The 14,042-nt window shown below is 69.7% G+C and carries 13 protein-coding genes; 8 read left to right on the top strand and 5 right to left on the bottom strand.

All coding sequences use genetic code 11. The features are described from left to right. The first annotated feature begins 435 nt into the window (after positions 1 to 435). From K8638_RS42890 to K8638_RS42880, 3 genes are all read left to right on the top strand, one after another. The gene (locus tag K8638_RS42890) at positions 436 to 636 is read left to right on the top strand and encodes a hypothetical protein (RefSeq protein ID WP_223760573.1); all 201 of its coding nucleotides are present in this window, start codon (positions 436 to 438) and stop codon (positions 634 to 636) included. A 433-nt stretch (positions 637 to 1,069) separates the two neighbouring features. Further along, positions 1,070 to 2,011 carry an MBL fold metallo-hydrolase gene (locus K8638_RS42885; RefSeq protein ID WP_223760572.1) on the top strand — a complete coding sequence of 314 codons (942 nt, stop codon included), beginning with the start codon at positions 1,070 to 1,072 and terminating at the stop codon, positions 2,009 to 2,011. Between the two features lie 66 nt (positions 2,012 to 2,077). Then, a complete protein-coding gene (locus K8638_RS42880; protein WP_223760571.1) occupies positions 2,078 to 2,650 on the top strand; it encodes a carboxymuconolactone decarboxylase family protein in 573 nt (190 codons plus the stop codon). Positions 2,651 to 2,666: 16 nt separating this feature from the next. Here K8638_RS42880 and K8638_RS42875 read toward each other — a convergent pair whose 3' ends face one another. Together K8638_RS42875 and K8638_RS42870 are read right to left on the bottom strand one after the other, a co-directional pair. Further along, positions 2,667 to 4,175 (bottom strand): aldehyde dehydrogenase family protein, encoded by a 1,509-nt coding sequence (locus tag K8638_RS42875; protein ID WP_223760570.1) that lies wholly within the window; start codon positions 4,173 to 4,175, stop codon positions 2,667 to 2,669. A 351-nt stretch (positions 4,176 to 4,526) separates the two neighbouring features. Continuing rightward, on the bottom strand, positions 4,527 to 5,462 hold the full coding sequence (locus K8638_RS42870) for a LysR family transcriptional regulator (RefSeq protein ID WP_223760569.1): 936 nt from the start codon (positions 5,460 to 5,462) through the stop codon (positions 4,527 to 4,529). 49 nt (positions 5,463 to 5,511) lie between these two features. On the opposite strand from K8638_RS42870, the gene K8638_RS42865 reads away from it, so the two are divergent. Next, the gene (locus K8638_RS42865; RefSeq protein WP_223760568.1) at positions 5,512 to 6,069 is read left to right on the top strand and encodes a peroxiredoxin-like family protein; all 558 of its coding nucleotides are present in this window, start codon (positions 5,512 to 5,514) and stop codon (positions 6,067 to 6,069) included. 1 nt (position 6,070) lies between these two features. Here K8638_RS42865 and K8638_RS42860 read toward each other — a convergent pair whose 3' ends face one another. Continuing rightward, positions 6,071 to 6,328 carry a hypothetical protein gene (locus K8638_RS42860; protein ID WP_223760567.1) on the bottom strand — a complete coding sequence of 86 codons (258 nt, stop codon included), beginning with the start codon at positions 6,326 to 6,328 and terminating at the stop codon, positions 6,071 to 6,073. 298 nt (positions 6,329 to 6,626) lie between these two features. Here K8638_RS42860 and K8638_RS42855 point away from each other — a divergent pair, with 298 nt between their 5' ends. After that, the gene (locus K8638_RS42855; protein WP_223760566.1) at positions 6,627 to 7,517 is read left to right on the top strand and encodes a DUF3455 domain-containing protein; all 891 of its coding nucleotides are present in this window, start codon (positions 6,627 to 6,629) and stop codon (positions 7,515 to 7,517) included. A 10-nt stretch (positions 7,518 to 7,527) separates the two neighbouring features. Here K8638_RS42855 and K8638_RS42850 read toward each other — a convergent pair whose 3' ends face one another. Both K8638_RS42850 and K8638_RS42845 read right to left on the bottom strand, forming a co-directional pair. After that, positions 7,528 to 8,976, bottom strand: a complete 1,449-nt coding sequence (locus K8638_RS42850; RefSeq protein ID WP_223760565.1) for an ATP-binding protein — start codon at positions 8,974 to 8,976, stop codon at positions 7,528 to 7,530. Further along, positions 8,973 to 9,533 (bottom strand): YfiR family protein, encoded by a 561-nt coding sequence (locus tag K8638_RS42845; RefSeq protein WP_223760564.1) that lies wholly within the window; start codon positions 9,531 to 9,533, stop codon positions 8,973 to 8,975. The genes K8638_RS42850 and K8638_RS42845 overlap by 4 nt, the downstream gene beginning before the upstream one ends. Before the next feature lie 298 nt (positions 9,534 to 9,831). Here K8638_RS42845 and K8638_RS42840 point away from each other — a divergent pair, with 298 nt between their 5' ends. From K8638_RS42840 to K8638_RS42830, 3 genes are read left to right on the top strand one after another with little or no spacing between them, the layout of a single operon-like run. Further along, positions 9,832 to 11,925 carry a TonB-dependent siderophore receptor gene (locus tag K8638_RS42840; RefSeq protein WP_223760563.1) on the top strand — a complete coding sequence of 698 codons (2,094 nt, stop codon included), beginning with the start codon at positions 9,832 to 9,834 and terminating at the stop codon, positions 11,923 to 11,925. Further along, positions 11,913 to 13,166 carry an ABC transporter substrate-binding protein gene (locus tag K8638_RS42835; protein WP_223760562.1) on the top strand — a complete coding sequence of 418 codons (1,254 nt, stop codon included), beginning with the start codon at positions 11,913 to 11,915 and terminating at the stop codon, positions 13,164 to 13,166. The genes K8638_RS42840 and K8638_RS42835 overlap by 13 nt, the downstream gene beginning before the upstream one ends. A 21-nt stretch (positions 13,167 to 13,187) precedes the next feature. Then, the gene (locus K8638_RS42830; protein WP_223760561.1) at positions 13,188 to 14,018 is read left to right on the top strand and encodes an SDR family oxidoreductase; all 831 of its coding nucleotides are present in this window, start codon (positions 13,188 to 13,190) and stop codon (positions 14,016 to 14,018) included. Positions 14,019 to 14,042 lie beyond the last annotated feature (24 nt).

Genomic DNA, 14,042 nt, shown 5'->3' with positions numbered 1-14,042 from the left:
AGGCTGGAGCCCGCCACCGGCGAGGACCTGGCGGGTCACGCGGAACGGAGGCTCCATTCCACGCATGGCGGCTCAGGACAGGTGACAAGGCGGGAGAGGTAAGGCTGATGAAGCGGTGCGGGCTGCGCGGGCCGCGCGGAACGGAGGCTCCATTCCACGCACGGCGGCCCGGGCAGGTGACAAGGCGGGAGAGGTAAGGCTGATGAAGCGGTGCGGGCTGCGCGGGCCGCGCGGAACGGAGGCTCCATTCCACGCACGGCGGCCCGGGGGGCTGACATGGCGAGAAGTCGTGACATGGGCGACAGGGCCTGGAGCTTCGCGGGTGCTCGGTCTCCCGGCACTCCGAATATGTCCGGGTTACCGTTGCGGATACCGCGTGGCCGAGGCGGCTCCATGGCAGGACTCATCCGCGTCCTGCATGAGGCGACGGGTCTCATGCACCCGCGCCGCCAAGACATCGAAGAGACCCTCAACGACCTGCGCACCCGCGTTCCCGGCGGGCAGCTTGTCGACAAATGGGGCGGAGAGCCCGCCTGGCCCACGCCCGAGCAGAAGCGCCTGCGAGAGAAGTGGCTCGACAGCCTCGCCGAGGCGCTGGACGCGGCCCTCCAGCGCACGTCCTTCGAGCCCATCTAGATTCCCGAGGCCCGCAGCCCTCCGGACTGGGAGTTCATCCTCGCCCATGCGCTGAAGCGGCTGGGCGGGCCCGTCGCCACCTTCCCGAGCTTCTCCGAGACGGAGACGCGAGGTGAGGACACGTTCATCACGCTGGGCACGGGCTACGACCAGCTCGTCGTCTACCAGGAGCCACTGGAGCTGCACGGCCATGTCCACCTGTCGGGGACCGTCGTCGTCCTGGGAGACATCATCGTCCACGGCGCGCTGATGGATGGAGACCCGGCCGACTCGGGCCTCGTGGGCATCGCCGGCGGGTGACGAACTGCGTCGCCAGCACAAGCCCCCGCCGTCGGAGGAGTTGCTCGAGGATGAGTGGAAGGTGTGCCTGGAGGTCGGGAGGGGCCGGTCGAAGGTCCGTGCGCAGCCTCGCGAGGGATGAGCGCTATGCTCGATGCCCATGAGACTCGCGCTCGTGGCTTCGCTCGCCGTCCTGTTCAGCCTCGGCTGTGCCGCCCCCCGGACTGCCAGGGACGGCCACTGGTACTCGAGCTCCGCACAGGAGCAGGGAGACGCGCGAGTCGGCCAGTACATCTCGGGCCAGTGGTCGTTCAAGACGTCCTCGTACTGGATTGAGGGCCCCGACGGGCTCGTCTTGATCGACACGCAGTTCGTGCCGACGGCGCTGCGGAAGCTGATCACCTACGCGGAGCGGACCACGGGCAAGAAGGTCAAGCTGGCCATCGTCCTGCACCCGAACCCCGACCGCTTCAACGGCACGGCCTGGGTGAAGGACCTCGGGGTTCCGATTCTCACCTCCGAGCAGGTGCGAGAGCGCATTCCCGACGTCCACGACAGGTGGGCCCCCGCCTTCTTCAAGAAGTATTCGCAGGCCCTCTACCCGCGCGACCTGACGCTCCCCGACAGCTTCGGAAGTAACACCACGGAACTGAGCGCCGGTGGCGTCACGGTGAAGGCGCACGTGCTGGGCAGCGGGTGCAGCCCGGCCCATGTCGCCGTCGAGTGGGAAGGACACCTGTTCGTGGGTGACCTCGTCGCGAACGGCAGCCATGGCTGGTTCGAGAACGGACGCGCCGACGAGTGGCTCAAGCGCCTGGACGAGCTGCGTGCGTTGAATCCGAAGTGGATCCACCCGGGGCACGGCCCCACCGGAGGACCCGAGCTGCTCGACCAGCAGACGGAGTATCTCAACGCCGTGGTCGAAGCGGTCGCGGCGGAGCATCCCCGGGGGCCGTACACACCCGAAGCGTTCGCACGCATCACGGAGGCGGTGACCCGGCGCTACCCGGACAGGGACTTCCCGCACTTCCTGCCGATGCTCCTGGGCGCGGAGTGGGCGCGCCAGGCGGACGGTTTCCGTACGGCCGCACAGTAGAAGAGCTCAAGCGGGCTTCTCTTCCCGTCTCTGCGACCGTCGGGCGGGATATGGCAGGCTCCCGCCATGCACGCCTTCATCGCGCCTCCGGCCCGGATTCCCTGGTACCTGAGGATTGGCATCTGGTTCTCCGAACGGCTCACCGGCAAGGTCCTGCTGCCCGCGAGGCTCCTCGCCTGGTATCCGCGGGCGGCCCTGGGCTCGGGAGTCCTGGAAGCGCTCATCACCCACCGCGAGGGCCGCGTGGACGAGCGGATGTTGAAGCTCGTCCGCGTGCAGACCTCGTTCGTCATCTCCTGCCCCTTCTGCATCGACATGAACTCCGCCGAGTACCGGAAGGCGGGACTCCAGCCGGAGGAGCTGGAAGCGCTGCGGGGAGGCGCCGACGTGGACGCGGTGGACAGCTTCTCCCCGGCGGAGCGGCTGGCGTTGCGCTACTGCAAGGCCCTGTCGCGCAGTCCCATCTCCGTCCCACCCGAGCTGGTCGCGGAGCTGAAAGCGCACTTCACCGAGCGCGAGCTGGTCGTCCTCGCGAGCACGGCGGCCCAGGTCAACTACTGGGGCCGCCTCATCCAGGGGCTGGGCATTCCTCCCGCGGGCTTCTCGGAGCACTGCGAATTGCCATCACGAGCGGCCTGACCGTCGCAGGTGTCCATCAGTCCGGCCAGTTGCCTTCGATGGGATGGGGACCGTCGGTGAAGGCGCGCACCAGGTAGGTGCCGCCGACGAAGGCGCCCGCCCACGAGCCGCCCCTGCCGCCGAAGGATTCCTCGCGGTCGCCTCGCGAGCGCAGCGTGTTGATGCCAACCTTGAAGGCGTTCAGCCTCGCGGCGATGCGCTCTGCGAGCTCGGGGTCGTCCGTCGCCACCGAGGCCACGAGCGCGCCGTTGGAGACGTTGGCCTCCCTCACCAGCTCCTCCTCGGAATCCACCGGCACCAGCACGTCGACGGGGCCGAAGGGCTCGCGCAGGTACAGCTCGCTGTCTCGCGGGACACCCAGGAGCAGGGAGGGCGGCAGATACGCGCCCCGCTCCTGCCACGCGGTGAAGGCGTCCTCCGCGAGCTCCCCCTGGTACAGCACCGCCGCGCCCAGCTCCCGCGCTTCGGCGATGCGGGAGCGAAGCTCCTCGGCCTTGCTCGTGGAGATGAGCGGCCCGAAGTCCACGTGCGCGCCCAGGAGCGGGTTGCCGACGCGCAACGTCGACACGGCGTCGACATACGTCCGGACGAACCTCGGGACGAGCGACTGTTCGACGACCCAGCGGGTATAGGCGGTGCAGCGCTGCTTGCCGAAGTCGAAGCCCGCTCGAATCTGTCTGCCGAGCGCGTTCCAGTCCGTGAAGTTCGTAATCGCGTAGGCGTTCACGCCCTCCATCTCCAGCGCGTAGCGCTTGTCCGTGTCGCGCAGGCGGCGGTGGACCTCGGCGCCGTTGGTGCGGCCACCAATGAAGGCGACGCCCGCGATGCGAGGGTGGCCGACGAGTGCCTCGGAGAGGTCCCTGCCGCGCCCGCCGGCGAGCGAGACGGGCAGGCCCGCGCGGCGCAGCAGGGCGAAGGCAATGGTGAGTGAGACACCGCCGCCCTGGGTCGGAATCTTCGCGATGACCGAGTTGCCCGCGAGCGCCTGCACGAGCACGTTGAGCAGCAACACGGAGAAGGGATAGTTCCACGAGGCGATGTTCGACACGAGGCCGAGCGGCGTCCGGTCCTCGAGCATCTCGCCCATCTGCTCCAGGTACCACTCGATGCCCGAGAGACACCGGTCCACGTCGTTGCAGGCCGTGGGCAGCGTCTTGCCGATGTCCCACGCCAGCATCCGGACGAGCAACTCCCGGTGCTCCCTGAGCAGCTCCACCGCCTCCGCGATGACTCGGGCGCGGTCCTCGAACGGACGGGCCGCCCAGGGCGCGAACTCCGCCGCTGCCTGCTCGACGCCCTCGGCGACCTGGGCGGCGTCGAGCAGCGGAAGCTCGGCGAGGACCCTCCCATCAATGGGAGAGACGGCATTGAACCAGGCGGGCGGCCGGGCCCACGTTCCGGCGATGGGCGAGAGCAGCCGCCCCTGGGCGTCGAAGGCCTCCGGGACGACCCTCCGGGCCTCGGCGAGCAGGCGGCGGCTTTCAAGGTGAAGAGGGGGCTCGCGAACGAGCTCGGTGTTCAGCACGGGTACTCCTCCTCGCGCGTCGGATTCGCTCCGAATCAGTGGGTGCCTCGGCCCATGACGAGCCGCGACATGGGCGGAATATCGTCATGCGCGCCCCTATCTGTCCGAGCATGCGGGCAAGGGCCTGCCGGGAGGGTGCCGTACAGCGGGCGCCCTCCCCTCCTCCGAGGAGGGCGCCCCATCCCGCTCAGTTGAACAGGAGGCCGCGAGGCGCGGCCGCTCTTCGTTCCAGCATGGACTCCCCCTCGGTGCCGAGGATGAATGCCGCCCGGTCCGTGCGGCACCCTTCGAATGCACGCACGCCGGGTGCATATCGCCACCGCTGGAGATACTTGCCGTTGCGCCGCTATCTCAGGCGCGCTTCAAGCGTCGGCTCACGACCCGGAAGAGCAGCTCCCGCGTCCACTGGTGCGCCGGATCCGCATGGAAACGCTCGTGCCAGACGAGGGCGAGCGGGACCTCCGGCAAGGGCAGCGGCGCCTCGCGCACCGTGAGCGCCAGGGACTCGGCGACCTCGTCCACGAGCGGTATCGGTACGTTGAAGAGATGGTCCGACCGGGCGACGACGAAGAGTCCGGCGAGGAAGCTCGGCGCCTCGAGCCCGACGCGACGCTCGAGGCCGCGCTTCGCGAGCTCGCCAGAGACCACATTCGTGCAGCCGTTGTCGATGCGGACGACCACATGGGGGTAGGCGAGCCAGCGCTCGAGCGTGAGTGGCTTCCTGCCGAGGGGATGTCCCTTCCGGGCCGTGACGCCGAAACGCAGCCGCCCCAGGGGACGCGCCAGGATGCTGGGGCCCACGAACGCGGTGGGGGCGACGGCGGCCATCGGGTGGCCCTGGCTCAAGCCCTCCGTGAGCTCCGCCGGCATGTTCATCACGCGCAGGTCGATACCCGGCGCCTGCGCCCCCAGCTCATCGAGGAGCCCGGGCACGAGCGGCACGAGGAGGTCCGGCAGCGCGATGGTCCACTTCAGCCGCGCCCGGCCCGGCTCGAAGGCGGGGGGCTCGGCGACGGAGCTCCACAAGGCCTGCAGCGCGCTGGCAAGCGGGCCCGCGATGCGTTCCGCGCGTGGAGTGAGCACGAGCTCTCCCCGCGCCGGCACGAGGAGTGGATCTCCCAGGGCCTCCCGGAGCTGCTTCAAGCGGTGGCTCATCGAGGACTGCGTGAGCCCCACGCGTTCGGCGGCGCGCGTGACGTGGCGCTCTTCCAGGAGTGCATGGAGCGCCACGAGCTGGGAGGGGTCCAGGTTTCCGAACATCGCATCGACATACACCATGTCGCTCATGCATCACATCGATTGGCGGCATGGCCGCCCAGCTCCCAATCTTCCGGGCATGACCTCTTCGTCCTCCCGCCGCGTGGCCGGTGAAATCCTCTCCCCCTTCTCCCTGGAGACGCTGTCCCACGGCCGTCTCCAGGTGCCGGGGCCCGGACTCGTCCACCTGCAGTTCCGCCGCTTCGCGGGCTGCCCCATCTGCAGCCTGCACCTCCGCTCCTTCGCGCGGGGGCTGTCCCGCCTGGAAGCGGCCGGCATCACGAGCGTGGCCTTCTTCCATTCGTCCGCGGAGAGCCTGCGCCCCTACCACGCGGACCTTCCCCTTCCCGTGGTTCCCGACCCCGAGCGCATCTGGTACCGCGCCTTCGGGGTCGAGCGCTCGCTCCGCTCCATCCTCGACCCGCGCTCGTGGGGGGCCGGTGTCCGCGGAATGGTGGGGGCGCCCTCGAATCCGCTCGCCGGAGAGGGCGGACACCTGGGATTGCCCGCGGACTTCCTGGTGGCCCCGGACGGGCGAATCCTGGACGTGCACTACGGCGCCCACGCCGACGACCATTGGGAGCTCGAGGAGCTGCTCGAGCGGGCGGAACGCGCGCCGCTGCGGAGCAGCGCGTAGCTCAGCTCGGCTGCGCGTGCACGTGGTCCGCGTTGTCCACGATCTCCATGACTCCGCGCGCATGGGCGCAGTGGGCGCAGCAGTAGAACGCTCCCCGGGCCTCCACCCCGTGCCCCAGCACCTTGCAGCCGCAGTGCTCGCAGATGGGGGCGAGCTTGTGGACGGCACATTCGAACGAATCGAATGTGTGGGTCACCCCCGCGGTGATGACCTGGAACGCCATCTCGTAGTCATTTCCGCAAACTTCGCATCGAGCCATGTGCGCCTCCGCCCCATAGAAGTGCGGATGGAGGCGCCGTCATGCCAGGTGCCCACGGAGCGGGCGTGCATCCATCGCCCGGGCGGCCTGCTGCCCGCCCGGCCGCGCCGGAACAGACGCGGCCGGGCGGCCCTTCGTTCCACCGCCTGGCGCGGAGGGCTCACATCGCGGCGGCGCGAACGTGAGCCCCCAGTCCTTCCTCGTCGTCTGGAGGTGAACACACCCTGCTCCGTCGGCTGGATTGCCGGAGCGGCGAGCCTCGGCCACCGTGTCCCTCCGTTTCCCGGGGAGGACCGCCTTGAAGCCAACCTGCTTGCGCCGCATCCGTGGCCTGGCCACGCTCACGCTCGGAGTCCTGGCCGTTGGAGGGTGCGACGATGACGACGATGACCAGCCCGACGACGCGCGGACCGCCACCGAGGCCATCCGGAGGATCTCCCAGGACGCGCCCACGGAGCTGCCGGACAACGTGCCGGACTCGCTGTTGCAGGTGACACTCGGAGGCACGCAGTACAACCTGCGCGAGCTGCTCGGCAATGCTCCGGAGTCACGGCCCTCCGCGCGCATCGTAGCCGCCTACCAGACGGTCTCCACGCCCTCGGACCCACCTCCCCTGGGTACGAGCTCCACGGAGGTCCCACCGGACTACACGCGGTCGGCGCCAGCGGCCCAGGTCTACGAGTGCCGGCAGAACGCGGGGGCCTTCGCCTGGAGCTTTCTCCGGCCCGAAGCGGGTCTCCAGCCCATCACCACCCAGCCCATCCCCGGGCTCGACACGCTGGTCCTCGACCATTTCCTCTACCCGGGTGGCATCGACTACGGACCGCCCACCGGCACACCCGCCGCCGGCCCGTCATGGCGGGTGTCCGCGCCACCGCTTGCCGCGAGCTCGCCCACCTCGGGCCAGAGCCTCTTCATCGGCGCGACCGAGGCCTCGGTGCCCAACGGAGCGGACAATGTCCCGCTGCTGCGAGTCGCCAACGTCGCGCGGGTCGACCAGGCATTCCCGTCCGAGGTGTTCTCCGCCACCACGTCCGATGGCACCCGGTTCGGCTACGTGCTGCGACTCAACACCGCTGGAGGCATTGCGCCAGGAAGCGGATGCGGCGGCACGGCGGACGTGGGCAAACGCGAGCGGGTGCCGTACTCGGCGGAGTACTACTTCGTCGAGGTCTTGACGACTCCCTAGCCTGGACCGCTCAGCGGCCCGTGCTGATGCGCTCCCATGGGGGACCTTCCACGGGCAGCTCGACGATGAAGGTCGCCCCGGCGCCCCGCTGGCTCTCCACCCAGATGTGTCCCCCGTGGCTGATGACGATGCTCTGGGCGATGTAGAGCCCCAGCCCCAGGCCGCCGTAGTGGCGCACCGACACCGCGCGCTCGAACCGGTCGAAGATGCGCGCCTGGTCCTCCACGGCGATGCCCACCCCATGGTCGGTGACCTTCAACCATGCGGTGCCCTCCCGCTCGCCCACCGCCACCTCGATGGGCCCGCCTGCTCCGTACTTGAGGGCATTGGACAGGAGGTTGCTCAACACCTGGTCCAACCTCGCCGGGTCCCACCGCCCCACCACCGGCTGCTCCGCGTCCAGGGAGATGACGGAGCCGACGGCCCGGCACTCCTCGGAGAGCCGCTGGACGGCCTCCCGCATGAGGGCCGCGAGGTCGACCTCCTCCAGGTCCAGCTGGAGCTTGCCGCTGGTGATGCGGGAGACATCCAGCAGGTTGTAGATGAGGGTCTCCAGCCGCCGGAGCTGCTTGCTGATGAGCCCGAGATCCCTCTGGAGCAGCCCCGTCCCCTGGTCCGACAAGGTGCCTCGCGCGGCGGCCCGCGTGAGCGACTGGACCTCCAGCTTGAGTGGGGTGAGCGGAGTCCGCAGCTCGTGTGAGGCGATGGAGAGGAACTCCTCCCGCACGCGGATGGCCTCCTGTGCCTCCCGCTGCCGGCGCTCCACCTCCACCAGCATGGTGTTGAAGGCGTCGGCCAGGAAGCCCAGCTCGTCGTCGCTCACCTTCCGGGCCCTGACGGAGTAATCGCCCTTCTCCGCGACCACCCGCGCCACCTCCGCCAGCGCGAGGATGCGCCGGGTGATGAGGCGCTGCAGCAGGAACGCCATCCCCAGCGCGAGCCCGGCCACCCCGACCGCCACCAGCAATATCCCGAGGAGATAGGCGTTGATGCGGGCCTGGAGCGTGACGGTCGACGTCTGAAGGCGCAGGCTGCCGTAGCGCACCCCACCGTGGATGACGGGCTGGACCACGTTGAGGTGTTCGTCATCCAGCCGCACCCACCGCCCCTCCAGGGGGAGGACGGGCAGCGGGACGCCCTCGGAGACCCCCGGACGGAGATAGGACGCGAGGAGCCGGCCCTGCGTGTCCTGAATCTCGGCGAGCTCCAGTTCCGGGAGCGAAGACAGCCGCGCGAGGGTCTGCCGCGCGGCCACCTCGTCCTGGAAGGCGAGCGCCGCGGCGCTGTACTCACTGGCGACGGCCGCGGCCAGCGAGGTCGTGGAGATGAGGTCCTCCCGGAAGGCACGGATGTCCCTCGCGGCGACGATTCCAAGCCCTGTTCCCATGGGGACGAGCAAGCCGATGAAGAGCAGCACCGTCAGCTTGCTCCGGAGCGAGAGCGTCTCCCAGGGCCTCATGGGGGAGCCTCCCCGCCCACCAGGTTTCCCAGCTGCAGCAACTGGGAGCTGAAGCGCAGCCCACTGCGCTTCGCCTGGGCCACGTTGATGTCGAAGGTCAGCCGGGTTCCCTCCCGCTTCAGGTTGATGTGCGCTCCGCGCGCGGCCAGCCCCTCGGTGTCCCCGACGGTGAGGATGGCCTTGCCCGCGGTGCGCTCCAGGACCTGCTCCAGCGAGCCTGCGGCCTCGGGGGAAATCCAGACCAGCGAGCAGCCCTCCACCTCGCCCGGCCCGGCCAGCGTCCGGACCTGGATGGAGCGGTCCTTGATGCGGCGGGTCCGGGCCATCCTCGCCAGATAGGGCTCCAGCGGGGTGCGCCCCAGCAGGCAGAGGGCGAAGGGAGCCTCCGGATTCTTGAACCCACCTTGCGGCCAGTCGATGAACCGGGTGAAGCGCTCCAGGAACTCGGCCTTCACCTCCGCCTCGGGCGGACCGCCCGCCTCCGTCCACGCCTCTCCCGGAAGGAGGACGAGGGCGGCGAGGACCGGAATGAAGCGGAGAATGGACTGAGACCCCATCGACGTCCTCCGGTCCCCACGACGTCCCCCCGAGCACGTCGTGGTGCGCATCCTCTGAAAGGATGCAAAGCCGCGCCACGGACTGCCCGCCCTGAATGTCCATGGCCAACACGGGAGCGCCCCTCCTCCCGCTTCGCAATGGCGGCTTTCCACCGCTGTCCGGACCCACCCCGGTCCTTACGAGTCCCCGCGGCTGCTTCGTCCTGCACCGCCCGGCCTCTTGACTGCGCGGTGAGCAGTCCCATCTTCCGAACCGGGCTGGGGGTGCATCCCGAGGGACGGATGCATGGAGCGCATCATGAAGGCAGTGGCCAGGACCGCGGTCTGCTCCGGCATGGTCCTCATTGCCCTCATGCGTGGCACCGCCGTCGCCCAGCAACAGGATGCTCCGCCCTCCGACGAGCGCTCCGAAGAGACGCCGGGCTCACTCTCCGAGCTCTCCCTCGAGGAGCTCATGCAGGTGGAAATCGTCACGCCCACCAAGCAGCCGCAGACCCTCGAGCAGGCGCCCGCCATCGTCTCGGTCATCACTCGGGATGAAATCGTGACGTGGGGCTACCGGAGCGTCGCCGAGGCGCTCGAGCACGTCCCCGGCTTCTACATGATTCGTGACTTCGTGACCCCCAACCTCGGGGTGCGCGGGCTGAGCGCGGGACACCGCGCCTACAACCGCGTCATCAAGGTCCTGGTCAATGGGCAGCCCACCACCTTCAGGGCGGATGGCACCAACTTCCTCGGACCCGAGTTCATCCCCATCCAGACTGTCGAGCGGATCGAGGCCGTCCGCGGGCCTGCCTCCGCGCTCTATGGGGCGAACGCCTACCTGGCCGTGGTGAACGTCATCACGCGGCGGCCCGCCGCCGGCCGGGTCGGCGAGCTCACGGCCCGGGTGGCCTACGGTCCGCCCACCGGCGCGGGGGGCGAGGTCCTGCTCGAGCATGCCCGGCCGTCCTGGGGGGCGCTGGGCACCTTCGGCTACGGCTACATCGACCGCTCGGGCTACGAGCTTCCGGCGGCGTCGCCGAACTTCGACACGTTCGACACCTCCACGAGCGAAGGAGACCTCGCGCGCCCCCTGTCGGCCTTCGGCTCCTTCGACCTGGAGCCCGCGGACAGGGTGATGCTCCACGTGCAGGGCCTCTACAGCCGCCTGGACTCGTTCGCCGAGTTCCTCGACTTCGGAACCCTGACGCATGACAACCGCCTCGTCGTGGACAACTTCGCCGGCCGGGCGAAGCTCGACGCCGGGCCCACCGGCTGGCTGTCGACCCACGCCTCGGTGGGCTTCGCCACGGGCGGCCCGTCGAGCCAGGAACACCTGAACGTAGGCTCGACGGAGACACGGCCGCGCCGCGACTTCGGCTATCAGGCCATCGACCTCGTGCTCGAGTCGAGTGCGCGGACGCGCGGGTACACCCTGCTCGCGGGCATCGACCTCACCCGCGACATGGAGAAGCCGCTCACCGTCTTCACCGTGAACGCCGACGGCTCGGAGACCGCGCCGCTCGGCATCCAGGAAGAGGTGCTGTTCCAGAACGTCGGGGTGTACGGCCAGGGCATCGCCCACCCCTTCAAGTCGGTGCCCGGCTTCGGCCTGACGGCGAACGTGCGGTACGACCGCCACAACATCTACGGCGGCGTCGTGAACTACCACGTCGGCCTCGCGCACGAGTTCACCCCGGGGCTGAGCCTGAAGCTCCGGACCGGCACGTCGTTCCTGGCGCCCAACCCGCTGTACCTCTATGCCCAACCGCTCTACGCGGGGGACGTCGTCGGCAACCCCGAGCTCCTCCCCGAGACGGCCATGACGAGCGAGGCCCAGGTCCTCGTGATTCCGGCCCCCGAGCTCTTCATGTCGGTGAACGCGTACCTGACGGACACGGACGACACCATCGCGCTGATTCCCCAGGGCGCGCAGACCGTCCTGCCGGTGAACGTCGGCACGTCGAGGACGCTGGGCCTGGAAGCGGAGGCGCGGTGGACCCTTGGAGGACACCACGTCGCCGCGACGCTCCAGGCACAGAACACCGAGGAGGAGCGGGAGGACCCGTTCCTGGGCACGCTCTCGGAGCCGGCCGCCGCCTACCCGCGCTTCCTCGCCGAGCTGGCCTGGACCTGGCGCAGCGGACTCGTGGGAACCCTGGGGCTGCGCGGCCGGTACGTGGGCGCCCGCCGGGCGTCGAGGGGGAACGCGCTGCTCGCCAACACGCCCTACCTCTTCGACCCCTACGCGCTCGTCGGCGCCGTGTGGATGTACGAGTGGAAGCAGGGGCGCGTGCACCTCCAGGTGAACAACCTGCTGGACTCGCGGTACGCCGAGCCCGGCTACAACGGCGTCGACCTGCCCGGCTTCGGGCGCGAAGCCACGCTGAGCATCACATGGACACCGTGAGCACGTTCGGACGCGCCGCGCTCCTCGCGCTCGTCCTCCTGGGAGGCGGGGCCTGCGAGCCGCTCGACGCGCGGGAGTACACGCCCGCGGAAGACTCCATCACGCTGGGCGTCATCGAGACACGCATCCCCCGCCGCACGGGGTTCGCGGCGCGCCTGGCCGCACAGGAAATCAACCTCGCGGGGGGCGTGCTTGGCAGGCGCGTCGAGATCATCGTGGCGCAGGACAGGCTGTGTGACGCGGACCACTCCCCGGAGGTCGTCCGCGGGCTCCTGGAGCGGGGGGGCGTGGCCATCATCCCCGCGACCTGCAGCGCGGCGACCCGGAGCAGCCTCGACGTCGTCGCGCCCGAAGCGGCGAACGTGGTCCTCGTCGCGCCCACCTCTTCGTCGGCCACCCTCACCGGGCTTCCCAACTTCTATCGCACCATTGCCAACGACGAGCAGCAGGCGCCGTTGCTGGCCGACGAGGTCCGCCGCCAGGGCGTGGACAACGCCGCCCTCGTCCATGTCGACGACATCTATGGCATCGGCCTCGCCAACGGCTTCGAGCGGCGCTTCACCCAGCTCGGCGGCCGCATCCTGGCCCGGGTGGCCCATCCGACAGGCAAGACGACCGGATTCACGGACGAGGTCCAGCGCATCTATGCCGCCGGAAAGCCCCAGGCCATCGTCATCATGGGGTTCTCCGTGGGCGCCGCCGGACTGTCGAGAGACCTCGCGGCCTCCGCTGACATCAGCGGGGTGAGGTTCTTCGCCTCGGAGGCGGTGTTCGGCCCGGGGTTCCTCACGAGCGCGGATGCCACCGTCGCCCAGGGCATGCAGGGCCTCGTTCCCACGGCGCCCCTGGACGACCCGAACTGGCTGCGATTCGTGGCGTCCTATGAAGCCGCCACCGGAGAGACCTTCGACATCGAGGACGCTGGCCGGCTCCAGAGGACCTACGACGCCGTCTATCTCCTCGCGCTCGCCATGGCGAAGGGAGGTGCCGCGACCACCGAGGCGATTCGCGACAACATCATCGCCGTCTCGGGCACGAGGAACGCGGTGGGGACTCCCGTCAACGTCGGCGAGTTCGCCTCCGCGCTGGAGTTGCTGCGCGCGGGACAGGAGGTCAACTACGAGGGGGCCTCCGGGCCGCTGGACCTGGACGAGAACGGGGAGCCCTTCCGCGGCACCTATCTGCTCTGGCGTATCGACGGCGGCCAGTTCGTGTTCGACAAGGCCCTGCGGTTCCCGTGAGGTCTGATGTAGAAACACGCCATGACCTCTCCCGTTGCTCTCATCACCGGCTGCTCGAGCGGCATCGGCCGCGCACTGGCTGAAGCCTTCAGTGCCTCCGGTTACCAGGTCTGGGCCACGGCCCGGAAGGCCGATGATGTCGCCCGCCTGCGGCAGGACGGCTTCCTTGGCGCGCAGCTGGATGTGAACGATGCCGGCAGCATCGCGCGGCTCGTCGAGCGCGTGCGGACCGAGAGCGGCCGCCTCGATGTGTTGATCAACAATGCCGGCTACGGAGCCATGGGGCCGCTGCTGGATGGTGGCGCGGAAGCCATGCGCCGGCAGTTCGAGACCAACGTCTTCTCGCTGGTCGAACTGACCCGGGCCTGCTTCGAGCTGCTGCGTGCAAACCGCGGGCTGGTGGTCAATATCGGCAGCATCTCCAGCGTGCTGGTCACCCCGTTCGCCGGGGCCTACTGCGCGTCCAAGGCGGCCGTGCACGCGCTCAGCGACGCCCTGCGCCTGGAGCTGGCGCCGTTCGGTGTGCGGGTGATGGAAGTGCAGCCCGGCGCCATCGCCTCCAGCTTCGGCGCCAACGCGAGCCGGGAAGCCGAACAGCAGGTCTCCGAGGCCTCCGCCTGGTGGCCGCTGCGCAAGGCCATCATGGCCCGGGCCAACGCCTCCCAGGACAACCCGACCCCCGCCGCAGATTTCGCCCGCGGAGTGCTGGCCGCCGTGAAGCGTCCCCAGCCGCCGCGCCTGCTGCGCCTGGGCAACGGCAGCCTGCGGCTGACGCTCATGGCGAGCCTGCTGCCCAAGGGCCTGCTGGAAGACAAGCTCCGCAAGCGCTTCGGCCTGGACACCCCGCTGTAGCCCCCCTACCCCTCCGCTCCAACC

It is taken from the genome of Myxococcus sp. RHSTA-1-4, assembly GCF_020037125.1.
Lineage (GTDB): Bacteria > Myxococcota > Myxococcia > Myxococcales > Myxococcaceae > Myxococcus.
This window is presented reverse-complemented; position numbering and strand designations above follow the sequence as displayed.